General features: G+C 60.7%; 30 protein-coding genes. 20 read left to right on the plus strand and 10 right to left on the minus strand.

Going from position 1 to position 24,574, the window contains the following annotated elements; genetic code table 11:
• The first annotated feature begins 32 nt into the window (after positions 1-32).
• The 5 genes from AYJ54_RS02995 (at position 33) to AYJ54_RS03015 (ending at position 5,268) form a co-directional block, all read left to right on the plus strand.
• Positions 33-272 carry an acyl carrier protein gene (locus AYJ54_RS02995; RefSeq protein ID WP_063696388.1) on the plus strand — a complete coding sequence of 80 codons (240 nt, stop codon included), beginning with the start codon at positions 33-35 and terminating at the stop codon, positions 270-272.
• Positions 273-278: 6 nt separating this feature from the next.
• On the plus strand, positions 279-728 hold the full coding sequence (locus AYJ54_RS03000; protein ID WP_063696389.1) for a VOC family protein: 450 nt from the start codon (positions 279-281) through the stop codon (positions 726-728).
• Positions 729-739: 11 nt separating this feature from the next.
• Positions 740-1,201 (plus strand): hypothetical protein, encoded by a 462-nt coding sequence (locus AYJ54_RS48845; protein ID WP_136623401.1) that lies wholly within the window; start codon positions 740-742, stop codon positions 1,199-1,201.
• Positions 1,202-1,339: 138 nt separating this feature from the next.
• Positions 1,340-2,323 carry an NAD-dependent epimerase/dehydratase family protein gene (locus tag AYJ54_RS03010; protein ID WP_063696391.1) on the plus strand — a complete coding sequence of 328 codons (984 nt, stop codon included), beginning with the start codon at positions 1,340-1,342 and terminating at the stop codon, positions 2,321-2,323.
• A 614-nt stretch (positions 2,324-2,937) separates the two neighbouring features.
• On the plus strand, positions 2,938-5,268 hold the full coding sequence (locus AYJ54_RS03015) for a polysaccharide biosynthesis tyrosine autokinase (RefSeq protein ID WP_245328857.1): 2,331 nt from the start codon (positions 2,938-2,940) through the stop codon (positions 5,266-5,268).
• A 366-nt stretch (positions 5,269-5,634) separates the two neighbouring features.
• Here AYJ54_RS03015 and AYJ54_RS03020 read toward each other — a convergent pair whose 3' ends face one another.
• The gene (locus tag AYJ54_RS03020; RefSeq protein WP_245328858.1) at positions 5,635-6,801 is read right to left on the minus strand and encodes a polysaccharide biosynthesis/export family protein; all 1,167 of its coding nucleotides are present in this window, start codon (positions 6,799-6,801) and stop codon (positions 5,635-5,637) included.
• 492 nt (positions 6,802-7,293) lie between these two features.
• On the opposite strand from AYJ54_RS03020, the gene AYJ54_RS03025 reads away from it, so the two are divergent.
• The 5 genes from AYJ54_RS03025 (at position 7,294) to AYJ54_RS03045 (ending at position 11,825) form a co-directional block, all read left to right on the plus strand.
• Positions 7,294-7,896 (plus strand): hypothetical protein, encoded by a 603-nt coding sequence (locus AYJ54_RS03025; RefSeq protein WP_063696393.1) that lies wholly within the window; start codon positions 7,294-7,296, stop codon positions 7,894-7,896.
• Between the two features lie 283 nt (positions 7,897-8,179).
• On the plus strand, positions 8,180-9,481 hold the full coding sequence (locus tag AYJ54_RS03030; RefSeq protein ID WP_136623402.1) for a hypothetical protein: 1,302 nt from the start codon (positions 8,180-8,182) through the stop codon (positions 9,479-9,481).
• Positions 9,482-9,491: 10 nt separating this feature from the next.
• Positions 9,492-10,163: a hypothetical protein gene (locus tag AYJ54_RS03035; RefSeq protein WP_063696395.1), complete on the plus strand. Its 672-nt coding sequence runs from the start codon at positions 9,492-9,494 to the stop codon at positions 10,161-10,163.
• 177 nt (positions 10,164-10,340) lie between these two features.
• Entirely contained in the window at positions 10,341-10,673 is a 333-nt protein-coding gene (locus tag AYJ54_RS03040; RefSeq protein ID WP_136623403.1) for a hypothetical protein, read from the plus strand.
• Between the two features lie 483 nt (positions 10,674-11,156).
• The gene (locus AYJ54_RS03045; RefSeq protein WP_245328859.1) at positions 11,157-11,825 is read left to right on the plus strand and encodes a metallophosphoesterase; all 669 of its coding nucleotides are present in this window, start codon (positions 11,157-11,159) and stop codon (positions 11,823-11,825) included.
• Positions 11,826-11,838: 13 nt separating this feature from the next.
• Here the strand turns inward: AYJ54_RS03045 and AYJ54_RS03050 are convergent, their stop codons facing one another.
• Entirely contained in the window at positions 11,839-13,278 is a 1,440-nt protein-coding gene (locus tag AYJ54_RS03050; protein WP_063696640.1) for an undecaprenyl-phosphate glucose phosphotransferase, read from the minus strand.
• A 580-nt stretch (positions 13,279-13,858) separates the two neighbouring features.
• Here AYJ54_RS03050 and AYJ54_RS48850 point away from each other — a divergent pair.
• Positions 13,859-14,206: a hypothetical protein gene (locus tag AYJ54_RS48850; RefSeq protein WP_136623404.1), complete on the plus strand. Its 348-nt coding sequence runs from the start codon at positions 13,859-13,861 to the stop codon at positions 14,204-14,206.
• 54 nt (positions 14,207-14,260) lie between these two features.
• Here the strand turns inward: AYJ54_RS48850 and AYJ54_RS48855 are convergent, their stop codons facing one another.
• Entirely contained in the window at positions 14,261-14,551 is a 291-nt protein-coding gene (locus tag AYJ54_RS48855) for a hypothetical protein (protein WP_136623405.1), read from the minus strand.
• A gap of 142 nt (positions 14,552-14,693) precedes the next feature.
• Between AYJ54_RS48855 and AYJ54_RS03055 the strand changes: the two genes are divergently transcribed.
• Positions 14,694-16,298, plus strand: a complete 1,605-nt coding sequence (locus AYJ54_RS03055) for a glycoside hydrolase family 26 protein (RefSeq protein ID WP_063696397.1) — start codon at positions 14,694-14,696, stop codon at positions 16,296-16,298.
• Between the two features lie 354 nt (positions 16,299-16,652).
• Here the strand turns inward: AYJ54_RS03055 and AYJ54_RS53380 are convergent, their stop codons facing one another.
• Both AYJ54_RS53380 and AYJ54_RS46635 read right to left on the minus strand, forming a co-directional pair.
• Entirely contained in the window at positions 16,653-16,877 is a 225-nt protein-coding gene (locus tag AYJ54_RS53380; protein WP_063696398.1) for a translocation/assembly module TamB domain-containing protein, read from the minus strand.
• Complete coding sequence (locus AYJ54_RS46635) at positions 16,864-17,292, minus strand: translocation/assembly module TamB domain-containing protein (RefSeq protein WP_063696399.1); 429 nt, start codon at positions 17,290-17,292, stop codon at positions 16,864-16,866. The genes AYJ54_RS53380 and AYJ54_RS46635 overlap by 14 nt, the downstream gene beginning before the upstream one ends.
• A gap of 407 nt (positions 17,293-17,699) precedes the next feature.
• On the opposite strand from AYJ54_RS46635, the gene AYJ54_RS03070 reads away from it, so the two are divergent.
• Complete coding sequence (locus tag AYJ54_RS03070) at positions 17,700-17,978, plus strand: hypothetical protein (protein ID WP_063696400.1); 279 nt, start codon at positions 17,700-17,702, stop codon at positions 17,976-17,978.
• Positions 17,979-18,165: 187 nt separating this feature from the next.
• A complete protein-coding gene (locus AYJ54_RS03075) occupies positions 18,166-18,900 on the plus strand; it encodes a metallophosphoesterase family protein (RefSeq protein WP_063696401.1) in 735 nt (244 codons plus the stop codon).
• A gap of 45 nt (positions 18,901-18,945) precedes the next feature.
• On the opposite strand, the gene AYJ54_RS03080 is transcribed toward AYJ54_RS03075, so the two are convergent.
• From AYJ54_RS03080 to AYJ54_RS51090, 5 genes are all read right to left on the minus strand, one after another.
• On the minus strand, positions 18,946-19,368 hold the full coding sequence (locus AYJ54_RS03080) for a hypothetical protein (RefSeq protein ID WP_063696402.1): 423 nt from the start codon (positions 19,366-19,368) through the stop codon (positions 18,946-18,948).
• 50 nt (positions 19,369-19,418) lie between these two features.
• Complete coding sequence (locus AYJ54_RS03085) at positions 19,419-19,703, minus strand: hypothetical protein (protein WP_063696403.1); 285 nt, start codon at positions 19,701-19,703, stop codon at positions 19,419-19,421.
• Complete coding sequence (locus tag AYJ54_RS53385) at positions 19,696-19,821, minus strand: hypothetical protein (RefSeq protein ID WP_283808625.1); 126 nt, start codon at positions 19,819-19,821, stop codon at positions 19,696-19,698. The genes AYJ54_RS03085 and AYJ54_RS53385 overlap by 8 nt, the downstream gene beginning before the upstream one ends.
• Positions 19,822-19,989: 168 nt before the next feature.
• On the minus strand, positions 19,990-20,160 hold the full coding sequence (locus AYJ54_RS50515; RefSeq protein ID WP_161491799.1) for a hypothetical protein: 171 nt from the start codon (positions 20,158-20,160) through the stop codon (positions 19,990-19,992).
• 158 nt (positions 20,161-20,318) lie between these two features.
• Entirely contained in the window at positions 20,319-20,474 is a 156-nt protein-coding gene (locus tag AYJ54_RS51090) for a hypothetical protein (RefSeq protein ID WP_201724115.1), read from the minus strand.
• Between the two features lie 567 nt (positions 20,475-21,041).
• Here AYJ54_RS51090 and AYJ54_RS51675 point away from each other — a divergent pair.
• The 6 genes from AYJ54_RS51675 to AYJ54_RS03110 all read left to right on the plus strand — a co-directional run bounded on the left by AYJ54_RS51675 (position 21,042) and on the right by AYJ54_RS03110 (position 24,561).
• Complete coding sequence (locus AYJ54_RS51675; protein ID WP_161491800.1) at positions 21,042-21,200, plus strand: hypothetical protein; 159 nt, start codon at positions 21,042-21,044, stop codon at positions 21,198-21,200.
• A 275-nt stretch (positions 21,201-21,475) separates the two neighbouring features.
• Positions 21,476-21,649: a hypothetical protein gene (locus AYJ54_RS51100; RefSeq protein WP_201724117.1), complete on the plus strand. Its 174-nt coding sequence runs from the start codon at positions 21,476-21,478 to the stop codon at positions 21,647-21,649.
• Positions 21,650-22,171: 522 nt separating this feature from the next.
• On the plus strand, positions 22,172-22,336 hold the full coding sequence (locus AYJ54_RS50525) for a hypothetical protein (RefSeq protein ID WP_161491801.1): 165 nt from the start codon (positions 22,172-22,174) through the stop codon (positions 22,334-22,336).
• Positions 22,337-22,501: 165 nt separating this feature from the next.
• Positions 22,502-23,530 carry an EAL domain-containing protein gene (locus tag AYJ54_RS54280; protein ID WP_283808626.1) on the plus strand — a complete coding sequence of 343 codons (1,029 nt, stop codon included), beginning with the start codon at positions 22,502-22,504 and terminating at the stop codon, positions 23,528-23,530.
• Entirely contained in the window at positions 23,485-24,090 is a 606-nt protein-coding gene (locus tag AYJ54_RS54285) for an EAL domain-containing protein (RefSeq protein ID WP_283808627.1), read from the plus strand. Before AYJ54_RS54280 ends, AYJ54_RS54285 begins: the two co-directional genes overlap by 46 nt.
• Before the next feature lie 105 nt (positions 24,091-24,195).
• Positions 24,196-24,561 (plus strand): VanZ family protein, encoded by a 366-nt coding sequence (locus tag AYJ54_RS03110; protein ID WP_063696642.1) that lies wholly within the window; start codon positions 24,196-24,198, stop codon positions 24,559-24,561.
• Positions 24,562-24,574: the final 13 nt, after the last annotated feature.

The raw sequence follows: 24,574 nt of genomic DNA on the forward strand, positions 1-24,574 counted from the left end.
CACCGCCAACACATTCGACAAAGGACTACGCAATGGAAAAGGCCGAAGTATACAGCAAACTCACCGCTGTTTTTCAGGACGTGTTCGACGAGGATGACCTGACTCTTACGCCGCACACCACGGCCGACGACGTCGATGGCTGGGACAGCCTGTCCCATATCCGCCTTGTGCTGGCTGTCTCGAAAGCCTTCGGCGTGAAATTCTCCGCATCCGAGATCGGAGGTCTCAAGAATGTCGGCGAGTTCGCCGATCTGATCGAGAAGAAAGCGTAAGAGCGCGTGGACCGCTCGGCGAAAGACATCGCACCAGCATCGGCTGCACTGGCTTTCCATCACTTCGGGCTTGCGGTCGCATCCCCGGAGGAGGCCTTTCGTTACCTGGCGTCACTGGGCTATGTCGCGGGAAACTCTGCCTTCGACCCGATACAGCGCGTCAACCTCGCCATGCGGCATCACGCCGCGATGCCCGACGTCGAGGTGATCTGGCCGGGCGACGGTCCCTCTCCGATCGACAAGCTGATCAAGCGAACCGGCACCATGATCTACCACCTGTGCTACGCATGCCCCAACGCCGAGCAGGCGCTGGATGCCCTGGCGGCATCAGGCGTCGAGATCGTGCCGGTCAGCGAGCCGGCGCCGGCGATACTGTTCGGCGGCCAAAAGGTCTCGTTTCATCATGTTTCCGGTTTCGGTCTCATCGAGATTCTCGAGACCGGCACTGAACGCTGAGCGACGATCGCATGAACAACGATCACCCGTCACGCCGCTTCGCCCACGTCAGCCGCATTTCATGCAGCCTGGTCCTCGCTGCCCTGCTCAGCGTATCAGCAGCGCAAGCCCAGATTGTCGGCTTTGGAAGATCATCGGCGCCGATGTACGGAGGAACCGGAGTGTCGCCGATGCCCGCGAACCCATTCCCACCGATGAAGGGCACATATGCCCCGGCCCATAAGGCGCCGGACGGAACGGCCTGCATATCGGTCCATCCATCCACGCACCCGCAGGTCATCAATCCGAAGATCATTGATCAGATCGTGACCGTGAACAACTCGTGCGGGCAGTCCATCAACGTTCAGGTCTGCTATGCGGGCAGCACGGATTGCATCACCGTGGCGCTTAATGGCTATCAGAAGTTGCAACGGGTCCTCGGCATCTCTGCGGGTTCGACGTCATTCCGCTACGAATACCGCGAGTTGTATTGATGGCGCGCGCAACACCCACCGCAGTCCTTGTCGGACCACGCGTCCCGGTCGATCCCACGGGTGCGGTCAATCATGAGATCCGGTTGGAAAGCTACCGCACCGAATTCAGCACCTTCACGCGAATTGGGGCTTGAGCGCATGTCGAGCCCCACTCAGGCCATCGTCTTCGGAGGCGCCGGCTTCATCGGAACACATCTGTTGAACCGGCTCATCGCGTCCAGACAATACGATCGGATCGTCGCCGTCGATATCGGCAAGTCGAGAAAGCAGATTGCCGGCGTCGAATACGTCCATCATGATGTCCGCGAGCAGCTCGACCCGAAGCTCGCGCGCGGGGCGCCCATCGATATCTTCAATCTGGCGGCGATCCACACGACGCCTGGCCACCCGGACGGCGAGTATTACTACACCAACGTCCTCGGCGCGGTGAACGTGTGCCGGTTTGCCAAAGAGACCGGCAGCAGGAGCATCATATTCACAAGCTCCATATCCATCTACGGCCCGAGTGAGGCCCCGCTCGACGAGGATTCGCAGCCCGCGCCTGTCAGCGCCTACGGACGTTCCAAGCTCTCGGCCGAAGCCATCCATCGGCTGTGGCAAGCGGAGGACGCGGCAAGGCGACTCACGATCGTTCGCCCCGCCGTCATTTATGGCCTTTACGAGCAGGGCAATTTCACGCGGCTGTCGAGGCTGCTGGAAAGACGGGCTTTCATCTATCCTGGCCGAACCGACACCATCAAGTCGTGCGGCTACGTCAAGGACCTCGTCTCGTCGATGCTTTTCATGGCGGCGCGCAACGACGGGGTGTCGATCTACAATTTCTGCTACGAGCACCGCTACACGATCAGCGAGATCTGCGCGGCTTTCTCGCAAGCCGCGGGCTACAAGAAGCCGACACTGACCATTCCGGTGTGGTTCATGAACCTCGCCGTCCTGCCGTTCGAGATGCTGCACAAGGTCGGCATCAAGACCGGGATAAATCGCGAGCGAATCCGGAAACTATGGTTCTCCACCAACATCCTGCCGAAGCGGCTGGTCGCCAGCGGGTTCAAGTTCGAATACGACGCGGCAAGCTCACTCGTCGAATGGAAGCACGATTCCGGCATCAAAGACTTTGATTGATGACCGCGGCCGGCTCCGAGCAGGTTTCTGAAGGACCATCTCCCGTTCGGCACCTTTTTCACTGGACATCCAGGACGAAAACAATGCGAGGGTTCCCATTTCTACCTGTGGAGCCCGGGAACAGGCCACGCAAGGTTGCCACCGAAATGAGCCATCCCGTCACAATTCTGGTCATCACGGGCCGGGGCGCCAGTTCTGGTTGCATTGGCCGAGATAGTTTGCCCACCCCTTTCCGCTCTATTGTCGATTTCTTGTTGCATATATCCCGGCTTGTCGCTCGCGATATCGCTGCTGACCGGCATGGGAATTGCTCGGTTGGTAACTAGCCGGGACGGCACTTAGCCCGCGATATCGTCCTGAACCGGTCCACGTCGATCTTCGGCGGTTCCGGAAATGTATGATGCACCGCACTCTTGCTGACACATTTATTTGGCACGTTCAGTTCGGCGAAGCGTTCAGTGCGGGCTGCCACGTTTCAGCTTGCTTCGACACGGCACAATCCAAGAACCCAGGTCAGGTAGACGAGCCGGATGCTCCAAACTCGAATCACCCCCCCTCGCGAGATCGAATCTCCCACCCAAGAGTCGGCTTCGCTGGAGCAGACGATTTCTGCCGTGGTCGCGCTGATTGGCCGCCAGTATCCCGTGATGATTTTCGTGATGTGCCTGTGCATCGGCCTCGCCGGTGTCTATTTGCTGACGGCACCGAAGCGATTTACGGGCACCGCCGTGCTCTTGATCGATAGCCGTAAGATGCAGGGGCTGCAGACCCAGGCACCGGCGGGCGGCGACAGTCCGATCGACTCGGCCATGGTCGACAGCCAGGTCGAAGTCCTTAAGTCGGAGACCATCGCGACATCCGTCATCAAGCAACTGAACCTGCTCGATTCGCCGGAGTTCACCGGCAACGAAGGTGGACTGCTCACCAGCATCACCGACCTGTTTTCCGGACTGTTTCCGGAACAGCGTCCGTCCCAAGACGCTCTGATGCGTACTGCAATCGGCAAGTTGGCCGGCAATCTCTCGATCAAGCGCGTCGGCCTGAGCTACGTCATCGAGATCTCCTATCAGGCGCTTTCGCCCGACCAGGCCGCCCGGGTCGCCAATGCGGTGGCCGACGGCTACATCAACGATTCATTGGAATCGAAATATCAGGCGTCGCGGCGGGCGGCGGTTTGGCTGCAGGATCGATTGAAGGAACTCCGGGCGCAAGCTTCCTCCGCCGAACGCGCGGTCGTCGACTTCAAGGCCAAGAACAACATCGTCGATGCCGGCGGGCGCCTCCTCACCGAGCAGCAGCTCGCGGAGATCAACAGCTCGCTGACCCAGGCGCGCGCTCAGCGTGCCGAGGCGCAGGCCAAGCTTGAGCGGATCACGGCCATTCTGAATGCGGACGACAACGACTCCAAGGTGATCCTGAACGATCTGGCGACCGTAACCGACACCATGAACAATCCGGTGATCACCAAGCTGCGCCAGACCTATCTTGATTATGCCGCGCGCCAGGCCGACTGGTCGAATCGATACGGACCGACTCACCTTGCGGTCGTCAATCTTCGCAACCAGATGCGCGAAATCAGGCATTCGATCACCGAGGAACTGCGGCGCACGGCCGAGGTCTACAAGAGCGACCTCGCAATCGCGAAAGCGCGCGAGGAATCCGGTCAGAAGAGCCTGAACGACACTATCGCGCTGTCCAACGGCACCAACCAGGCGCAGATCGCACTGCGCGATCTGGAAAGCAATGCGCAGAGCGCCCGCGCACTCTCCGACAACTTCCTTCAGCTGTACATGGTCTCGGTTCAGCAGCAATCGTTTCCGATTACTGAAGCGCGTGTGATCACACAGGCGTCCAATGCTCCCAACAAGACATCGCCCAAGACAACCCTCATTCTGCTGGCGACGCTGATCGGCGGCGCAATCCTCGCTGGGGGTGTCGCCGTCCTGCTCGACATGCTGGACCGCGTGTTCCGAACCGTCTCCCAGGTCGAGCAGCATCTCCACACCAGCTGTCTCGCTTCAATCCCGGCGATCGGCAGCGAGCAGAGCGTGGGTCTATACGGGCATCCTCTGCTGTCCAAAGCAGGGCGGCTATTCAACAGGCGGCCGAAAAGACCACAGCCGCCGGCGGCAAGGCCGGCCCCCGCCCAGGCCTCGGGTCTGCCGCTGGGACGATCCGAACTCGGCTCCAGTTTCCCGCAACCACATCGCGATCGTCTGCTAACCGCCAACGACAGCGTCGGCAGATTCGTGATCAATTCGCCCTTCTCACGTTTTGCCGAGGGCTTTCGCTCGATCAAGCTTGCTTGCGATCTCAGCAGCTACGGATCGTCCAACAAGGTCGTCGGCATTACCTCGGGGCTCCCCAATGAAGGCAAATCCACGATCAGCGAGGCGCTCGCCCAAACCGTGGCACAAGGCGGTTCCCGCACACTTCTGATCGACGGTGATATCCGCAATCCAAGCCTTACTGCGCGGCTTGCCCCCTCGGCGAAGGCCGGCTTGATCGATGTTGTCCTGGGCAGGGTTGATTGGACGGAAGCGGTTTGGATTGATCCACAAACCAATCTGCATTTCCTTCCCTGCGTCGTGAGCTCGCGCTTTTCCAACTCCAGCGACGTGCTGGCCTCTCCCCAAATGGAACGTTTGTTCCAGCATCTGCGGCAGCACTATGACCGCATCGTTCTCGACCTCAGCCCGCTCGCGCCAGTGATCGACGTCCGAGCCACCGGAGCGCTGGCCGACTCATACGTACTCGTCATCGAATGGGCCAAGGCCAAGGTCGATATCCTGGAGCGCGTGCTCAGCGAGACTCCGATCGTCCGCGAGCGCTTGCTTGGCGCGGTGCTCAACAAGGTGAACATGGCGGTGATGACCCGCTACGATATCTACAGCGCAGGCTACTATCGCAACCGGTATTACAAGAGATACGGATACGTCGACTGACGCCTGATCTGGAGACGCGTACCGGCCCCCTCGGCCAAACCAAACGCCGAGGGCGTTTGCGTGGTGTGGGTCGGAGTGTGACGGCGTAACGAGCCTCGGTCGGGCGGGCGATGCTACCGACGGACCAACGCGTACTGGACCGCCATCAATGAGAGCGGCGCGATCAGCGACACATCGAAAAACCGGCGAAGGTGGTTCTGAGACCGTTTCGAAACCCGCAAAAAACGGCTGGACTCCCCCGTTCAGCAGCGTGATCGGGCATGGCGTGCCGAGAACCTGATCGTGTCGATAACCGGCGTCGGCCCCATCAACTCAGGCCAGGGAGCTGGGCCGGCGGTGCCGGCCAAGCGTCCTGGACCAAGGAAGTCACTGGCGCGTGCTGATCTTCAGGATCTGCGCGTTGTTCGCGGTGACGATCGTGTCGTTGGCGGTGCCAATCACCAGCCGAGCGAATTGCAGGAACTTGGCCGTGTCGACGGTGGCGGCGTTCGCGGCAAACAGCACGTCCTTGTCCCGCATTTCAAACTTGCTTGCGAGGAAGAAGGCTGCCGGATCCCGGAAGTCGGCGTTATAGACCACCGGCACTAGCGGCCCGGCATATTTGGAGCAGTCTATGCCCAGTCGTTCCGCCAGCTCGCGCGGCTCGCGCCGATAGACATAGACGCCTGCGGGCTCGGCCTGCGCATCAATCAGGCCGCCAGCCTTGGCCATCGCCTGCGCCATACTGATCTTCCACATATCGAACGAGAACTGAGCCTGTCCTCCAAAACTTCCTCCTATCGTGAACGCCCCAAAGGCGAGGAAGACTTGCGGTTCGCGGTAGACATAGATGGTGTCGCCGGGATGGACCCAGATGTTGTTGGCCGGCTGATACATCAAGGCTCCGAACGGAACCGTGGCACGCTTGCCGCCGCGCTCCAGCGTCACCCAGCTCTCCCAGCCCGGCCCCGACAGGCCACCGGCGCGCGTAATCAAATCAAGGACCCGCTCGCCGGCCGCATTCGCCGTCAGACGGGCTGGCGTTTTCACTTCGCCCAGCACGCTGATCAGCGAGGTGTTTTGCGTGATCAGGGACACCACCACCTGCGGCTCGATGGCGCGGTTTCCGATCGCCTTCACGATGTCCTTTTGGATCTCAGCCGGGGTGCGGCCGTTGGCCTTCACCGCGCCCGCATAGGGAACGGTAATGAACCCGTTCAAGTCCACGTTTTGGTTTGGCAAAGCCACGAAGTTACCTGGGCGCACGCCGGCCTCTGCCGGGATAAACAAGCCTCCCGCCGCGGCTTCGAAGATCGACACCGCCACTGTGTCCCCAATGCCAAACCTGATGCCTGGCGGCGGCCGGTGATCAGGAAACGACCCCGCGATTGCGCCGGGGCCATATTCCTTCAGGATATCGACGACAGTCGGTGTGAGCTTGACCAGCGCGTAGTCAGGCCCGGATCGCGTTATCTCACTCTTGACGACGTGATCTTCCGGACCAGACATGGGCATGATCGCGCACCCCGCCGAAGACAGCAGAATGCCGAGCAAGACTCCCCAAACTAAAACGCTGCGTCTCAAGACTTATCCCCATCACTTGCCAGTTTAGATCCGGCCAAATCCCGAAGTGGCGCAAACGAAGCCGCAGGAGATGGTCAGAATAAGGAGAGAATGTCGCAGCCGAGAATAAGGGGATGTTGTTGCAGTGCAGCTACAGATCGCCGCCCTCGATCAGGAATTGGGCAGGGGCGTGCCTCATTTGCATCGCGTCGACGATTAAGTTCCAGGCAGGTCAGCATTTGTTGATGGACACGAGGGCGCAAGCGACTCTTTGGTTCACTTGTGCGCGGTTTCGTTGCGAGCCCTCATCTGCGCCCTGATGGGCGATGCATGTAGTCTGATAAGAAAACCGTCATAGTGATCGGTCGGCGACGATTGCGTTCAGGCAGAAGCAACAAAGTTTCGCGGTGCGATGGATCATCTTTCTGATGCAGTTGTTGGGCAAGACGTGAAAAATCTGGTTCCAATGAGAGTTGCGTTGTCATGATGCGTGCAGCCCTGCTCTGCGCCGCCCTGTTGGTTGTTGCCGGTGGTTCCGGCCGTGCCGAACCGCCGCGGCCGGGCATGCTGAATTGTGCGTCCGGCGTCGGCCCCGAGCAGCGTCTGCGGTGCGACGAGGAGGCATTCAGGCAGGTCGAGACCGGCAGCCAATCGACGCAGCTTGAGGGAGGATGGCTGCTGGTGAAGAGCAGAGACCCTGACGGCGGCGCCAACGCCGTTTCAGCGATGCATGTTGTCGACAGTGCAAGATCGGATGCACGCCTTGCAGGCTTGAGCCTGCAATGCGGGAAGAACGGCATTGAAGTCGTGCTTATCGTTCTCGAACCGCTGTCACGCTCTACGCGGCCGACCGTGGTCCTGCTAGCAGGAGAAAAGCGCGCGCAATTCGAAGCATCCGTGATTCAGGGCGGTGCGGCTCTATTGCTGCCCGCGGACGCGTCGAGGCTTGCGGCCAGCGACTGGCAGGGTGCGACCGAGCTTTCGGTCGAGATTGAGACCAAGCCGGCCGCGATCCATGGAGCGGTGCCGATCGGCGGATTGTCTACGGCTCTCCGTTACTTGTCGCAAAACTGCCATGCTCCATAACTCAGCCGGCGACTGCCTCGTCACGGTTCCCTTGGCTGAACAAGGAGCGGAGCATCCCGCTCGCACAATTCCGCAACTCGATGCTGCATTCCCCCTGACGTGTGCCAAGGACCGGTGATGACGCTGTCTACCCGTCGGGTCACATGCTCGAGAAGCAGCGCGATCGGCGGACCGCGTTGGCGTCGTGTGTCCGCCTATGCGATAGTTGGCGCTCGCCGCCCCTTGTCGCGGTGAACTCCATCCCGCCCCCGATCCCAATCCTGCTTTGAAGTCTCGCATTTTGTTGACTGCTTCCTACCTTCTGATCGTACTGCTGGCCGCAACTCCGATCTTGGCAATAGCCAATCTTGCTTTAGCACAGCATGCGGGAGCGCTTGTCGCCGCAATCATGCTGGCCATTGCGGCAAGGGGACCGGAGGCTGAAATCGCGTCGACCGCGCCGTTGTTGAAGCGATTTGCGCCCGCGATTCTGATTCCGGTTGTCTGGATGGTACTGCAAACCTTTCCGCTGCCCTCTTCATTGCCGGCACATCCGATCTGGTCGGCGACTTCCATCGCACTGAACGACCCATCGCTGCCGGGCCGCATCAGCCTTGATCCCGGCGCGACGCTGCGAAGCCTCTTTCTTTATTTGACCGACGTGTCGCTGGTGGTGTCGACCGTCATCCTCGCCAAGGATCGCCACAGGGCCGAAACAATCTTGTTCGTGCTGTGCGCGGTAACGACCTTCATGTCGGTCGAGGTCTTGCTCGGCCGGCTCGATCTGTTCGCCGGCATGCTTCCCGACGCAAGCGCGCCCACGAGCCCATTTCCGGCAGCAGCCGCGCTCGCCACGGTGGCCAATGCCGCGCTCGTCGCCCGGGCAATCGAACGGCACTTGCACCAGCAGGATATCCGGAATCTGGCCTCCGTCCCGCTGTGGCTCGGGCTTCTTTGCGGCCTGTTCGGAATTGCCGCGGCGGTCGCCGCTATGGCGAGCCTCGCACGAGGCACACTATTGGCGGCAGTTGGCCTGGGATTAACCGTGATCGTTTTCATTGCCGCCGCCCGCCGCCTGGGATTTCGCTCCTGGCCATCGGCGATTTTATTTGCGGTTCTCATGGCGATCGCCGGCTCCCTCGCCGTGCAGCGCCTTCAGTCCGGTGGTTCGGGCCTGCTTGGACTCGTCAGCTTCGCCCCGGGAGCGATGGCGCTGGCCGAACGCCTGCTCTCCGATGCACCGTGGTTGGGAAATGGCGTCGGAACATTCCCTCTGGCATCGAGGGCCTATCAGGACTTCGGCGCCGCGGCAGTGGTAATCCCCCCTTCCTCCGCGGTCTTGATCGCGATCGAGTCAGGGCGACTGGCGCTCGTGATCCTGGCAGGCTTCGCCGCCCAGCTGTTCTTCTTTACCTTTCGCGGCGCCATCAGACGGGGACGCGATTTCTTCTTCGCATCGGCCGCAGCCGCTGGCGTCCTGCTTGTATTCTGCGAAAGCTTCCTCGATGCGAGCCTCTTGAGCCCCGCGGTCCGGATTATCGTGGCTGTGACGATCGGACTGGGACTTGCACAATCTGCGGGCCGGACCAGTGGCCTCAAATGCTAGCGAAGCTCCAATGACCTCCGTGAGCAGATTTCGCATCCTTCTGATGGCATTGGCGCTGGCCGTCGGATCTTATGTCATGGTCTCGGCCCTGGCGGAGACGACGGCGCTGGAGCGCGCGGCATTTCCATCCGATGCAACCAGGATCAGCTCGCCCTGGGCTGGAGACGTGCCGTCCTTTCTTGCAGCGCTCTCTCCTTTCGGGTCGGAACTGAAAAACAATCATACCTTGATCGCTGCGTTGCAGGCGATCGAGTTTGGCCGAAAAAGGCCGGTGACCGTTCAATCACCCCAGCACGCTGACGCGCTTGGCAGGGTCAAGCAGACTCTGTCGACCTCGCCATACAGTCCTGAGCTGTGGTTGGCTCTGGTGCTGCTGCAGGCTCAACGCGACCCGCACGATCCCGTCGTGTTCGAGGCGTTGAAGATGGGCTATTTGACCGCGCCAACCGATGCGCGATTGATGCCGGTGCGGCTCGACATAGCGGGCCGTTTCGATGCGCTCGCCGACCCGGACATCAAGGACCTCGTACGAAGCGACGTTCGGCTGATTATGACCCGCCGGCCGGAGTTGAAACCAGCGATCGTGTCCGCCTATCGGAGGGCATCGGATCTCGGTAAGGCTTTTCTGCAAGACGTGGTTCAATCTATCGATCCGACATTCGCTCCGGCACTGCGTGGCTGAAATCGGGCGCGAAACGCCACGAATGCGGAGGTGACCAGCAGCGCATGCGCGAGGAGCGGACGGTCTTACTGATCCATCTCGGCCACACTTCATCCAATTTTCCCACGGCAATATCCGCCTGGTTGTTCACACTGGCGCGAACGTCTAAGGTTAATGGCAATCAGGGGAACCTATGCGATGTCACGATCCTATGCAGACCTTGTTGCGCTCGCCTCGACGGTGATCATTTTCGCCACGCCGGCGTGCGCTGCCGACTATGCGGCACATCCGCGGCAGGCCCCCTCCGCAGCAACCGTCCTGCGGATCGATCGCGGGCCGAATCCCTATTGCGGTCCGAGATGCGGTTGCCCGGAAGCGGTTCATGTTCGGCATCGCTCGCTCGAGCGGGCCTATTCCTACACCTTAGATCCGCGCACCAGGAGCGAAGAACCCCATTACTACTATGGTCCGAACCGGACTTACGTCCGGTATGTGAACCCGCGCAATCCTGATCTGGTGTTTCAATACTGAGGTGCTTAGGCTGCTACGTGGACGGAGGCCAAAAGCGAGGCTGTTCGGACAACCTCTTCGAGCCCCGATCGCCAAGACCGAGCTTTCCGGATCCTTCTTGAGCAGGGCGTGCAAGCTTGAATGCCGGATTTATGATAGTCGTTGAGGCTATCAAGGCCGACGACAGGGCAGCTATTCCCGGTTGAGCCGCACCGGCGCGAGGCCGATCGCGACAATCCGCGACCGGAAATCCCATCGCTTCGCCCCTGAAATTTTTGTGCAACGCAGCGCCGCGCCGTCTTGGTGCCATTTTGGCCGTGCTTTGGCGTACCTATGCGCGCTCATGGACTTCGATTCGTGAGACGTACCTCGCGGGAGCGCCGCTTCAGAGCTAAGATGCTGCAATACTTTATCGAGACCTCCCACCATCAGATGTCGCCTCCGCTCCGATCGCGTCCGTCCAAGAACAAGCCAAGACTGCCAGATGGTGTACGAATCTATGCAATGACCGACATACATGGTTGCGCACATCTGCTGAGACAGATGCTGCGGGTCATTGACGCCGACGTCGCGCGCAGCCGCCCGCGCTACGCGATCGAAGTATACATGGGTGATTACGTCGACCGCGGCCCGGATTCACGATCGACCCTCGACATCCTGATCAACCGCAGCCATCGAGGCAACACGGTCTTCCTGAAGGGAAACCACGAAGAGTTTCTTGGCAACGTCCTGAGCAACCCGTCGCTCCTGACCGAGTGGCTCCGCGTCGGTGGGCTGTACACGCTGATGTCCTATGGGCTGGCCCCCTCCCCCAGCCCTGACGAAAAGGAGCGGCACGCCTTGGTACGGGAATTGGCGCGCGCGATGCCACGCCAACACCTGGAGTTTCTGAGCAAGCTGCGGCTGACCTTCACCTGTGGAGACTTCTTTTTCGTCCACGCCGGTGTGCGCCCCGGCGTACCGCTCGCCGAACAGCACGAAGCGGACCTGCTCTGGATCCGCGAGGAATTTCTGCAGAGCCAGCAGAACTTCGGTAAGTACATCGTGCACGGCCACACGCCGGTGCGCAGTCCAGAACTGCTGGAAAACCGTGCCAATATCGATACCGGCGCCTATGCGACCGGCAACCTGACATTGATGACGATCCAGGGCAGCAGCATGCTCGCCGTCTGAAGCCAAGGCGGCCTCAATAGGCTTCCTGATACATCAGCGCGGCCGCGGTCCGGAGAATGATCCGGATGTCGAGCCAGATGCTCCAGTTGCTCACATACCAAACGTCGTACTCCACGCGCTTCTCCATCAGGTCGATGGTCGGCGTCTCGCCGCGGAAGCCATTGACCTGGGCCCAGCCGGTCAGGCCGGGCTTCATGTGATGGCGGTAGACGTACTTGCTGATCACCTGGTCGTAGTAATTGTCGTGCGCGAGCGCGTGCGGGCGCGGGCCGACCAGCGACATCTCGCCGCGGAGCACGTTCCAGAGTTGCGGCAACTCGTCGATGCTGGTCTTGCGCAGGAGACGCCCGACCCGGGTCACCCGCGAGTCCTGCTTCCTGGCCTGTGTGATCGTGCTGCCGTTCTCGGTCACGGTCATGCTGCGGAACTTCCAGATCTGGAACGGCTTGCCGTTAAAACCGCGACGCGACTGCCGGAAAATGATGGGGCCCGGCGTATCAAGCTTGACCAGGATCGCTGCCACCGTGATCAGCGGCGCCAGCATCAGCAGCGCAATGGATGCAAGCCCGATATCGAGGCAACGCTTCTGGATCCGCTCGAGCACCGTCAGCGGCGGCCGCTGGATCTCGATGGCGACGGTTCCACTGACGGGCAGGAAGGGCCTCGAGACCAAATCGGCGATCGGGAAATCGGGCAAGAGGCGGATCGGTTGCGGAACCATCCGCAGGTGCTGACACAGCCTCTGGAGCATCGGCAGTTCGTTCCAGTCGATCGCCACGAGATATTCATCGACGTCGGCCGCGCGCGATTGCCGGATCACATCAGCGATCTGCTGGTGCCAGGCACTGTCATCCAGATCCGAGGCAGCGTCGAGCACGAAGTGGCACACGACGTCAAACCCATGCTTGCGGAGATCCTTGAACCGGTTGGAGGTGAAATCCAGCGACCGCAGACTGAGCAGGATGACCTTGCGGTCGATCAGCCGTTCCTTGGCGAAGGCCGACGACAGGCTGTAGCGCCAGATGACGCGGTGCGCGACGAGCCCGGCCGCTCCCAGCACGGTAAACAGGATGATGGTCCCGCGGGACAGATCGGCCGTGGACTTCAGCAGGAAGGCGGCGACCGCGAGTGTGGTGAGCGCGAACAGCCAGATAACTACGACCTTGCGCATCTGCCAAAGTGTATTCAGCAGTCTGTGGTTGTCATAAACGCCCTGAAAGTAAGCGGCCATGACGAACACGATGCCTACGATCAATCCGGCACCCAGCGAATTATCGGGATCGGTCGGCAGACTCATGTACTCGCGATAAAGCAGGCCCGCAGCCGCGTAGCTCAGCACGACGAGCACGAAGTCGCCGGCGATGACGAAAAGCTGAAACGGTCTCTGCAATGAGGTCCCACGGTTCGACGTCAGTACGCGGAGACCATCGGAGCCATACGTAGTTGCGGACATCACGAACCTCTTCACTTCAACGGCCGCAGGCCGCACGAACGCAAACGAACACATGCATCAAATGAGAAGGGAAAAGAGTCGGACACTGCGAAAAAGTCTTGCACCAAGGCTTGCCGACAAGATTGGGATTCTCGCGAATTGCCGGCGGAAGTTGTTTACCAAACGCAGCGATATTGTGGCACCGCACCAACAAAATCAATTTCGTTTTCCGCATTGCAATATTGTGACGCGCGTCGATCGATCACAGCATGATGCACGATCAATCAATTCGTGATGCGCGATTGCTCACAGAGGGCATAGAGCTTGCGCGCGGCGCGACTCGCACAACGAAGATTGATCAACTGCACGGATTGACATCACGCCTTTGACACTTCGTTAAGCAGCGGACATACACATCGCGCAACGGCGCAGACGTACGCACGCGCGTAACGGCTCTGCAAAAAAAGATGTGTCGATACTGCTTCTGCGCATGCGGATCGGACCAGCACGCAACCTTCACGTCAGCACAATATGACTCAAACCCTTAAACCAATCTTAGACGCCGGCCATTAAGCAGTGTGGCGTAAAAGAGAAACAAGGTGTGACCGCGCTGGCAGTTTGTAGTGCATTGATTGGATTGGCTTTGGGAATCCGGTTTCGCTTCTTTATTTTGCTGCCGTTCCTGTTCCTCGGTTCCATCGCACTGACCACGCTCTCAATCGTTCAGGACTGGTCTCAGGCGCAGGCGCTGTGGTCGATCCTCCTATTCGCCGCTGCTCTTCAGGGCGGGATATGTCTTCAGCGCTTTGTTGAGGCATACGATCGGCCCCGCGATTGTCGAAGGCAGCACGGCTCCCATGGGGAACCCGAAGCTTCGCTGAGGCCCGAAAGCGCTTTGCGCGCTCCGGTTGTCGGACCATGGCCGAGCCTCGCTCGGCCTTCCTGGTGAATCCCGCGAATTGATTGGGCACACCGCACATACGGCGTAATCCTGCTCAGAGCGCTACGGCGCAATCTTCTTGCGCGGCGCTCGCAAACGTGGCCACGGCTTCGTGGCCGTCGTGAGCGGCACGACGTCGTCGGGCTTCGGTGTCCCGAACGAAGAACATTCCTTGAACAGCATCAGCCCCCGGTCGGTCGATACGATACCTGCGTAGCGCAGGCCGTCGTCTTCCAGGCCTCGTTGCGAATCTTTGCTCGCAAGGATTCGTCTGCCCGCAGAACAGCCAAAGCCCGCTGTGTCTGGTGGCACCTGATAAGGCAAGCTTGGCTGAAATCCCTTCCGCGTCGGCATCTCAATTGCTCCATCGGCGCCGCGATTGAGCTGCCAGATACGTGGCGGAGTCGCGGCGGCTGGATGTCGAAGGACGACATCACTATTTCGCAATCGCCGTTTAGACGCGGATGAAAGAAAATAGCAGCAAGGGCACCAAGCAATGAGTCAGAACACTGCCGGCGCAACGCCGTTTCCTCTCGGCGTCTTTGTGGGAAACCCAAACTATTTTGATTCGAAGGAGGAGGCGAGTTTCGAAGCAAACTTCAACGCCTTCTCAACGCTGATGAAGAGCACGCCGCAATTCCTCGACCAGTATGGCGATCAGCGACTGCCTATCTCGGAATGGGTTGGTCAATCGAGCTGGAATGCCGCCTCGATGGCGCAGTCGCCAGTGCTCAAAGATGTTACGCCGGTGATCGGCTTGCCGATGACCTCGACGGCGTCAGGTTCTGGAACCCCTGATCAGTTCTACAAGGACTTCGCGGCCGGGAAATACGATTCCGTTCTGCAGGGCATGGTCAAGGCCTGGGCCGACAACGGCTTCACGACACAGATCTGGCGGCCCGGCTGGGAGATGAATATCGACACCATGCCGTCCTATGCCGGAAATGACGCCACAACGCGCGCTGATTGGGTCAAGGCCTTCCAGCACATCTATACGGTGTTGCACGCTGCGGGTCAGGCTGATGGGGTGAACATCCAGGTGGCATGGAACCCGAGCGTCGTGAATTACAGCCACGCCGGCAACGTGATCGAGACGGCTTACCCCGGGAATAAGTACGTCGATATCATCGCCGCTGACGCCTATGGCGATGTCTTTCCCTACGGCTCGCCGACACATCTGTATGACTGGGACAAGAGCGGGCAGGTCCTCAACTCGTCCCACCCGGTCTACGACTCGAGCGTTCAGCAATGGGCGGCGGATCCGGTCAACCTCCAGCACTACTACACCTACCCGGCCTCCAACCAATGGTCACTCGATGGCAGCGAGGGCCATGCGACCACGCTGCAGCAGCTGATCGATCTCGCCAAATCGGCAGGCAAGCCATTCGCAATTGCCGAGACCGGCGCCGGCAATACGCACGACGGCGCGGGTCTCACCGACAATCCGACCTTCGCAAAGTGGCTCGCCGACACGCTGCATCAATCGGGCGTCAACGTCAGCTTCGTGAATATCTGGGATTCGAACTCCGGCGGAAATTATCAGTTCACCAGTTCCGCCGACCACAAGCCGCTCGAGGCTGCGGCATGGGCAAAATATTTCGGCGACCCGCCCACATCCGCATCCGAATCTACGCCAACTGAGTCGTCAGCTTCTTTAGATGGCCATGTGGCTGGCGACAACACCGTGAGCGCCAGCCATCCGGCCTCGACTCAAACCACCGCTCCCGGAAGCACCGCGCCAATGTCTGTCGGCACGACCGGGATCAGCAACGCGACTAGCACCATCGCAATCGATGCTGCCCACGACAGTCTTCATTTCAATTCCACGCCCGCCGTAACCAATGGAGCGACCACTCTCTCCCTCGCGACTAGAGTCTCTGGCAACGATGCATTTGATTTCCACCAGCATGCTGGCACAAATTCCGGAACCCCGGGCAGTTTCTTGGCGGACGGGGATACTGTGCACGGTAACATGACCGCGCTTGTGAACGAATCCCACGCCACTGCTGGGCACGGCGCAGTCTTCGGTCCTTCCCTCGAGACGAGTCCAGCAAGCGCTCATAACGCGGCGCTTCACTTTAGCGACTTCGTCATTTTCTAGTTCTGCCACTCCACCGTCAGGTGACACACAACCCTGTTCGGTCAAGGCAAGAGCCAGTGTGTCCAGGTCGACCATCGGAGCGCGCAAATGCGCGCTCCCCGTCTTGAGGCATGCCGTCGTCAAAATTCATCGAAAGTTCTTCAAGAAATTTGATTGATCCGGAAGCCCGGACGTAGAGGGCAAGAGGTCCAAGCTGTGGTCGACGCCAACGGGCGCTTTGAACGGCTCGTGGCAGCGGCTTACCATTCGAATCGCGTGCCGACCCCGACGGATGTCGAGCCCTTCGCATCGACATCCGACTCGACGCGGATGTGGCGCGTCACGTCGACATTGGCCGACACCGCACGCCAACGCTCAGCCTGTCGCCGAGCGCGCGCGAGGGCCGACCATCGGACCGCCCGCCCCGGCGCCGACGTTCAGATTGTCGACCCCAAGCGAGCGGCGCATGCGGTCCACGGTTCCCTCACCACCGCTTGCAAACTGGGCCGCGGCCCCTGCGAGCTGCACGGCCTGCGAGGTCGTCAGGCTGCCCGAAGCTTTCTGAAAGAGAATGCGCGACAGGATCTCATCCTGCGGCAACTCGGGCTGCGAGTGGAAGGCGAAGACCGGCGCGGCCCGCCGGTCCCGAGATTCCGACCTGTGCGGTGATGTCGGAGGCCTGTATCTCTGCCGCGAAATCGAGCTCGGGCGCGAGATCTCCGTTGAAGGAGAGATTGCCCTTGGTGAAGGTCAACGTCTTTCCGAGCACCGCCATCTTGCCCTGGAAAAGCGAGAAAGCGCCCTTCGGCACCGGACCGTTGGTCGTGCCGCCCACGTGAACGGAGCCGCCGAGCTCCGCAGTCACCCCGCGGCCGTGGATGAAGACGTGGTTCGGCGCCGAGACCGTCACGTCGAGCCCAGCGTTGAAGAGCGCCTGGCGCCCCTTGTTGCCTTTCGGCGTCTCGGCCTCGCGCGCAGCCGCGAGGCGTGCAGCGGCCTGGCCCGAGGCATTCACATGGTTGATGCCCTCGAGAGCCCGTTCGCGATCTCTTATTGATTGAACAAAAACCACTTGATTGAACAAAGACCACGGCGTTCAACAATTCTCCACGATTCAAATACGCTCCGCGAAAAATGTTCTACCGATCGTGCGGCCCCCGTTCGGGAGGCACGGCGTGCTACCCTTGCCATTGTGGTGATGAGACGGCGTTTCGGAAACGATCCGCGAATTATACGAAGGCCTGGTGCGCCGCAATCCGCGTTGACCTCCTCTACGGAGGAAGGTCATGCGGCGATCCGACGCCGACTTTCGCGTCATTTCCGCACATTATCGCGCGAGTTTGAACGATTATTCAACTCTATCGTTTAAACCGTTGTTAGGTCGCCGCCATTAACACTCGTGGCCATTTCGAGGAGTTTTGCGTGAGTACCGTCGTTGTCTTCAGTCTGTTGATCGGATCGCTGCTGGGGGGCCGATTCCGAATCTTTATCCTGCCGCCCGCCATCATTCTTGGCGCTGCGATCCTCGGTGCAGTCTCTGCCTGGCACGGAGATGGTGCAGCTCACACCGTTGTTATGATCCTTGTCTTTGCAGCGGTGCTTCAGCTTGGCTATTTCTGCGGCGCGCTTCTGGTCCGCACTCGCGCGGCGGTCTATCGCGGCAAGGCCGCGCCGTCGCTCGACAGCCAAGGTATCGGCTAGGCAAGCCGGAGCGTGACGGGTCGACGATTCGTAGAGGCGTGCGGTGATCCGTCAGGCGCACAAATGGGCATTCGCCCCGCATGCGTGGGAAAAAAGCGGCTCACGGCGTCCCGATTTCGTCGATAGCATGATTTCGTCGATAGCATATTGACATCTCGGGCGAAGCTCTCTGAAAGACTTCAACGCCATGCTCACGACCGCGCCCCAAAATTCGCCCCGGCCGAAACTACCGAACGGCGTGCGCATCTATGCAATCAGCGACATCCACGGTTGCGCGCACCTGCTCGAGCAGATGTTCGCCGTCATCGATGCCGACATGGCGAATAGCCGGCCGTATCGCGCCATCGAGGTCTTTCTCGGCGACTACATCGACCGCGGACCGGACTCGCGTCACACCCTCGATCTCCTGATCAGGCGCAGCCGCCGCCGCAACACGGTCTTCCTCAAGGGCAATCACGAGGCGTATTTCACCTCGGTGCTGGAGGATCCCTCGCGCGTCACCGAATGGTTTCAGTTCGGCGGGCTCCAGACCATGATGTCCTACGGCGTGTCGGCCGCGCCGGGCCTCAGCAAGGACGAGCAGTCCGATCTCGTGCGCGAGCTCGCGTCTGCAATGCCCCTACAGCACGTCGCGTTCTTGCGCCAGTTGCGGCCGACGTTCACCTGCGGCGACTTCTTCTTCGTTCATGCGGGGGTTCGTCCGGGGATCCCGCTTTCCGAACAGCGCGAATCGGATTTGTTATGGATCAGGGACGAATTTCTTCAGAGCAAGAAGCGCTTCGGCAAATATGTCGTGCACGGCCATACACCGGTGCGCCAGGCCGAGCTGCTTGAAAACCGGGCCAATATCGACACGGGGGCATATGCCACCGGCAATCTGACCCTGCTGTTCATCCAGGGCGACAGCATGCTCGCGATCTAGGCGCGGCATCCCTCGCAGCGAGGCGTCCGCGCACCGCTCCAGCCGTCAATTGGTGCCGCCCATCGGCGGCCTGTATTCCGGAAAGCGACTGAGCATTGCCGCCTTGATGAATTTGAAATGGGCAATCGAGGCGCCGAGCTCCTTGAGCCTGCGCTGGCCGTTCAGGATCTCCTTGTCGAACAAATCCTGGTGATGATTGTCCAGCGGCTCCCGCTCGAGATATTCGTCGTCGCCATTGCCGAAGGTCACGGCCGCCCGCGCCAGCACGTCTTCAACCCGGCGGTTCAACCCTGACTGCTCCCGCTCGGCCGCGTGCAACGCGTTTTCAATCGCCAGCATGATGGCTTCGATGCGCGTGCGATCCGTTTCGGCGTCGCGCTCGGGGGATCGCGCACGAAACACCTGTTCCCCCCGGAAGTGATCTCTCAGGAAGTTCTGGGTGCGGGCCCGCAAGAACAGTTGGAACATGCGTGCACTTTCCGGTTGAAACGCCAGACCAGAAAATGGGCCGACGATGGTTAATAAATGTTAAAGCCCTCGGGCTGCTCCGCGCGACTTTGTGCCATCCAGGCCTTCCAGGCGCCCTCGTGCTTCTCGTACAGTTCCAGCCAACGTTGCTCCCCGGCGGCCTGCCACAGAGTATCCCCGTCGCGCGCGGCCGGCCTGCCCAGCTGACCCGTGGACGACTCGCTATCGAGCCGCTCAAACTCGAAGGTTTCCTCGAGCGTCAGACCTATCAGGACGCGCCGCCCGACCGCATCGACGAAATATCGCCGCGGAGCATTGTTCCTCGAACTAACCATGGCGCGCCACCTCTCTCGCCATCCACTGCCCGCTGAGGGTGTCGAGATGACGACCGTAGAACCAGACAAAAAGCGATGCGCCCGCGAGCGGAACAATCAGGGCAATCAGCCAGAGCATCGACCAAAGTCCTCAATCCATCACAGGGAGGGCTATCACTTCACTGCTTGCAAGATCTGCTTGGATCGCTCTTGCAAGATCCATGCGCAGTCCTGTGCGATGGCCCCGAAGACGGAGGCGATCTCGAGCAGGCAAGGACAGACGCGATCGCCGCTCGGTTGCAAATCCTCAGAATGCACGCCGCACCCGCGCCAGTGACGGGTTCTGCCGAGCCACGGTCGGACCATAGGGCCGATACAGCGGTTGACGCTCCCTCCGCATGCGGGATCGCCACGCGCGCGTCGCATAGCCTGCGACGAAGCCTGCGAAGATCGAGACGATGATCACGAATAGCGTCATTCGGAATTCTTCCCAGTTACGGAGCGCCATCTTCTTTCTAATGCGGCATTCTCAGCTTCGAGTTGTGTCGACATCATGAAGTGCGCCGCCAATTTTCTTGTCAGGCGCGAGAAATTTTGGACAGCATCATGCTCGCGAAGTGATCGCGCATTCGCGCGTCAACCGAGGAACCAGAGGAACAATCGCACCAGCAGCAGCGTGATGAAGTACACCCAGCCTGCCATCGCGATCAGCGCAACGCTGAAAAACGCGCCTTCGAATGCCCGCTCCCTGATCTTTGTAAGAGGGAGTGCCGCTCGCGCTTTTTGAAGCATCTCGGTCTTCTGATTGGCTCGTGTCGTTTGCGCGATCATAGCCGAACGAATTCGACGATCTCGTGACGACTCGTCTGAGGGAAGCGCAACGCCATTCGTCGAGATCACCGCTGAATGCATGCGTCGCGCTGGATCAATTCTCGACCCGAGACGTTGCAGTGATCGCCGTAAAATCATTCGATCAACGTTGATTGTTGTTGATTTGCAGCGCGCGGCAATGACGTCGAACGGGACGCGCTCAGACTTGCATCAAACGCTCTGCACTCCACCGCAACGCCCGGCCCGTCGCCATCATGCGCATCCTCAACCGTCCGTCTCCAATCTCTTTGGCGAAAAAGCCTCAGACCAGTGCAGCAGCCGTGATCGCGGCGGAATGCACTCTCATACGGGTCATCTCCATCGTCCGGAAATTGCCGCGCGCGATATCCGATCACGCGGAGGGGCTGACGCTGGTGCTCGAGCGCAAGGTCGGCGAGACCTACAATATCGGCGCGCGGGCCGCGCTCAACCTCGATGTAGTCGAGCGCATCGGCGATCTACTCGACGAGCCCTCGCTCGGGACCGCGGGTGCTCGCCGCAGGCCTGATCAGTCTCGTGGCGGCCCGGCCCGGTCACGACCTGCGCTCTGCCATGGCCCCGGGCAAGATCGAGCGCAAGCTCGGCTGGCGGGATTTCGAGAGCCGGCCTGCGAAACCCGTCCGCTGGTTCTGCGACAACCGGGCCTGATGGCAGAGCATCCTCGATCGCGGCTATCGGCGCGCGCGGATCGACCTCGGTTAACGAAACTCCGTGGTTATACGGAGCGTCATGCGCCGATTTCACCCCGGTAAGGTTGAGCGGTTAGCTTAATCCGCGTTGTTTGTTGCGAAGTCTATCGGATCGCCTATCCATTTTCCTCACCGGGCTTCCCCAGGCCCGGCCCCACCCAAGCAAAGCCGTCGAGCGAATATGGGTCCGCTTGGCGGCTTTGTCGTTATGTCGACGAGAGGATGATTTCGGTTATGGCGCGCAGGCCCTGGTCGTTCAAGGAAGACCGCCGGCTGATGGAGTTGGCCAAGTCTTCGACTTCGCTGGAAGAGGCGGCGAAACTTCTCGGACGCTCGCCCGATGCGATCAAACGCATGGCCTTGCGCCTCGGCCTGACGCTGAAATCCAAGAGCACCAAGAAGAACTAGCGTCCGTCGCGCCGGCCGTGCCGCAACAATTCATGGACGTCTGCGACCTCCCTCATCAATCGATGAACGAAAGACGCCAATCGACGCAGCCCGAACGCCTTCAGCGCTCTCGATCTCTCCGCGCCCGGATGTTAAGCTGCAGCGATAAGGATTGAACGTCGTCCCTTTCTGGCGGAGAACGGTCGCTCAACTGGCTTCGGTATCCCCTCGACAGTCTGTTGGAGGGATGCACCATGTGGGATGCACCATGTTGTCCCGCACATTCGCCGTAGCTTTGCTCGTGGCTCTACCTTCAGTGGCGTCGGCGCAAGTTCCTGTGCGGTTGGGATTTCCGAACGGCGCGCCATGGTGCGCCTTCGGCTTCGATTGCAGATTCCTGAATTTTCGGGGAATGCGCAGACTGGATCTATGATCCCGCACGAAACTGCCTCAAGAATCCGTACTTCGCGGCCCGCTACTCCACCGATGCCGACAAGGGCTGGTCCTACAATCGGCGTTGAACTGACCCGGTTGGCCGCCGTCATGGCAAACGCTTTCCTTATTGTGATGTCGATCTGGTTCGGCATTAGCATCCTGTTCGTGGCAGTGGGCTTGTGGGTTACCGGGCCGGAAGGCTGGCATGTTGGTGCCGCCGCCGGCCAACTCAGCTCTGCCTACGTGAAATCGCGCCTGCGCCGCCACGCTTGACGTTATCTTGATGAACGGCCGCGGGAAGGTACTTTGACAGCCGATCCGCGCCGAAGGAGCCTGTGAACCTGGGTTCATACAACCGCAGGCGTTGGTTTTAAACCTTATCTTAGCGCCTCGACGGTTAGAATTCGGGTAATCCTCTCTTAACCCCCGTCGGGCCGGATGAAATCAACACGGCCGAAATTCTCACTGGCGGCGCTCGTGCTTGCGGGCACGGCGGCGTTTGGGCTCGCCGGTCACTTCGCCGCGACGAGCTTCATTCATGATCAGCAGGTCCGTCATCTCGACGAGCTGACGGAGGTTGTCCTGCGCCGCTCCGAATTCGCGGTCGACTTCGCCGCCGCAAACCTCGATGAACTGGCAGGCCGCGGGCTTGCCAGCTGCGATCCGGCCTCGCTCCAGGCGATCCGCCTGCACGTCTATCAGCGCGCCGCGGTGAAGGATGTCCGTCTCGTCAACGCAGATGGATCGGTGATCTGCTCGGCCTATTCGGAGACGCTGGAGTTCGACAAGGGCTGGGTCGACCGTGCCGACATGCTTGCCTCACGCGGTTCGAAGCTGATGCTGTTCCGCGTCGAGCAGTTCGGTGGCGACGCGCTCGGCGTGATGCGGGACATCGGCAACAAGAAAGCGCTGGTCGCCATACTCGGCATCAACTCCAGCCTGTTCGACATCATGCCGGCGGAATTGCGGGCGCATGGCGAGGTGCTGCTGGCGCTCACGAGCGGCGCGCAACTCGGCAAGTTCATGCTCGACGCCGACAAGGCGTTGCCGCATCCGGTCGTGTTCGAAAAAAGCTCGGCGCGCTACCCGCTGCGCACGACCATCCGCATCGACCGGACCGTGCTGTCGGCATGGAACGGCCAGGCCTATTGGCCGGCGATGGCCGTCTCGCTTGCGCTGGGCGTGCTCTTCGGCGTCCTGCTGTCGCGGACGCGACGCATGGAGGGGCCCGTCGCCGATCTCGATCGCGCGCTGGCGTGCGGCGAATTCAGACCCTATTTCCAGCCGATCTTCGATCTCAGCACCAGGCAGATCAGGGGCTGCGAGATCCTGGCACGATGGCTGCGCGAGGACGGTGCGGTGGTGCCGCCGATGAACTTCATCCCGCTGGCCGAATCCGGTGGGCGCATCCAGAGCATGACGTGGCAGATTCTCGGCCGCGCGCTCGCCGAGCTTCAGCGCATCTGAAGGCCGACAAGGAATTCAAGCTCTCGCTCAACGTCGTGCCGAAGCACCTTCTGAGCGCGGGCTTTGTCGAGACCCTCCGCAGCACCGTCGCCGCGGCCAGGGTATCCGCGCGTCAGATCGTGGTCGAGGTGACCGAGCGCGACGAGCTCGACGATCTTGCGCGCGCCGCGGCCGTCGTGCGCGAGCTGCGCGACTACGGCTTCCGCGTCGCCATCGACGACGTCGGCGTCGGCCACAGCGGGCTGTCCAGGCTGAAGGGCCTGGGTGCCAACACGATCAAGATCGACAAGTTCTTCGTCGACACCATCACGGTGGACGCGTCGACCACGGCGATCGTGGAGATGCTGGTGGCGCTCGCCGGGGACCTGCACATGACGGTGGTCGCGGAAGGTATCGAGACCGAAGAACAGGTCCGCGCGCTGATCTCCTGCGGTGTCGAAGAGGGCCAGGGCTATCTCGTGGCCGCCCCCCTGCCCTTTGCGAAGTTCAACGAACTGATCGCCTCGCACCGTGCGACGGCGGCCGCAGCTCCGATCGACGATGCAGCGCTGGTGGCCTGACCGGTCTCGTCGAATCCATGGCCTTCGCCGGAGCCGATGTGGAAGACCTTAACGATATTCTCGTCTTTCGAAGCGGCGCCCGTCTCGGCCGGTTATGATGCTGCAATGCGACGAAACCATCTCATCGCGGCCATAGCGATCTGCCTCGCGCTCATTGTCTACGCCACGCTTGCGAAGCTCGCCGGCCGGCCTGCCCTCGCGGGCCACGCCGAAGCCTATTGGGTCGTCGTCATCGAGCGCTTCAGCGCCTACGGCCTGCTGGGCTTCCTTCTGGCCTTCCTGCTGCCTGGACGCGTCACGCTGGCTTGCACGCTGGTCTTGGCCGTTGCCGTTGGGCTCGAGGTGATGCAAGCCCTCACACCCGACCGCGATGCGCAGATCGTGGACGTGTTTCAAAAAGCGGCAGGCGGCACCGTGGGTGTCATCCTGGCCCAGACCATTTTGGCTTTCCTGCCCAGACCGCCGTCCTGAAGCCGAAAAGAAG

The sequence above is a fragment of the Bradyrhizobium centrolobii genome (assembly GCF_001641635.1).
GTDB lineage: Bacteria > Pseudomonadota > Alphaproteobacteria > Rhizobiales > Xanthobacteraceae > Bradyrhizobium > Bradyrhizobium centrolobii.

Excerpts from the sequence above, each read along its gene's own strand:
- AYJ54_RS02995 (WP_063696388.1), top strand. The coding sequence starts at position 33 with ATGGAAAAGGCCGAAGTATACAGCAAACTCACCGCTGTTTTTCAGGAC.
- AYJ54_RS48845 (WP_136623401.1), top strand. The coding sequence starts at position 740 with ATGAACAACGATCACCCGTCACGCCGCTTCGCCCACGTCAGCCGCATT.
- AYJ54_RS03010 (WP_063696391.1), top strand. The coding sequence starts at position 1,340 with ATGTCGAGCCCCACTCAGGCCATCGTCTTCGGAGGCGCCGGCTTCATC.
- AYJ54_RS03025 (WP_063696393.1), top strand. The coding sequence starts at position 7,294 with ATGATGCGTGCAGCCCTGCTCTGCGCCGCCCTGTTGGTTGTTGCCGGT.
- AYJ54_RS03035 (WP_063696395.1), top strand. The coding sequence starts at position 9,492 with ATGACCTCCGTGAGCAGATTTCGCATCCTTCTGATGGCATTGGCGCTG.
- AYJ54_RS03040 (WP_136623403.1), top strand. The coding sequence starts at position 10,341 with ATGTCACGATCCTATGCAGACCTTGTTGCGCTCGCCTCGACGGTGATC.
- AYJ54_RS03045 (WP_245328859.1), top strand. The coding sequence starts at position 11,157 with ATGACCGACATACATGGTTGCGCACATCTGCTGAGACAGATGCTGCGG.
- AYJ54_RS03050 (WP_063696640.1), bottom strand. The coding sequence starts at position 13,278 with ATGTCCGCAACTACGTATGGCTCCGATGGTCTCCGCGTACTGACGTCG.
- AYJ54_RS48855 (WP_136623405.1), bottom strand. The coding sequence starts at position 14,551 with ATGCCGACGCGGAAGGGATTTCAGCCAAGCTTGCCTTATCAGGTGCCA.
- AYJ54_RS03055 (WP_063696397.1), top strand. The coding sequence starts at position 14,694 with ATGAGTCAGAACACTGCCGGCGCAACGCCGTTTCCTCTCGGCGTCTTT.
- AYJ54_RS03075 (WP_063696401.1), top strand. The coding sequence starts at position 18,166 with ATGCTCACGACCGCGCCCCAAAATTCGCCCCGGCCGAAACTACCGAAC.
- AYJ54_RS03080 (WP_063696402.1), bottom strand. The coding sequence starts at position 19,368 with ATGTTCCAACTGTTCTTGCGGGCCCGCACCCAGAACTTCCTGAGAGAT.
- AYJ54_RS03085 (WP_063696403.1), bottom strand. The coding sequence starts at position 19,703 with ATGGTTAGTTCGAGGAACAATGCTCCGCGGCGATATTTCGTCGATGCG.
- AYJ54_RS53385 (WP_283808625.1), bottom strand. The coding sequence starts at position 19,821 with ATGCTCTGGCTGATTGCCCTGATTGTTCCGCTCGCGGGCGCATCGCTT.
- AYJ54_RS50515 (WP_161491799.1), bottom strand. The coding sequence starts at position 20,160 with ATGACGCTATTCGTGATCATCGTCTCGATCTTCGCAGGCTTCGTCGCA.
- AYJ54_RS51090 (WP_201724115.1), bottom strand. The coding sequence starts at position 20,474 with ATGCTTCAAAAAGCGCGAGCGGCACTCCCTCTTACAAAGATCAGGGAG.
- AYJ54_RS51100 (WP_201724117.1), top strand. The coding sequence starts at position 21,476 with ATGGCGCGCAGGCCCTGGTCGTTCAAGGAAGACCGCCGGCTGATGGAG.
- AYJ54_RS50525 (WP_161491801.1), top strand. The coding sequence starts at position 22,172 with ATGGCAAACGCTTTCCTTATTGTGATGTCGATCTGGTTCGGCATTAGC.
- AYJ54_RS54280 (WP_283808626.1), top strand. The coding sequence starts at position 22,502 with ATGAAATCAACACGGCCGAAATTCTCACTGGCGGCGCTCGTGCTTGCG.
- AYJ54_RS03110 (WP_063696642.1), top strand. The coding sequence starts at position 24,196 with ATGCGACGAAACCATCTCATCGCGGCCATAGCGATCTGCCTCGCGCTC.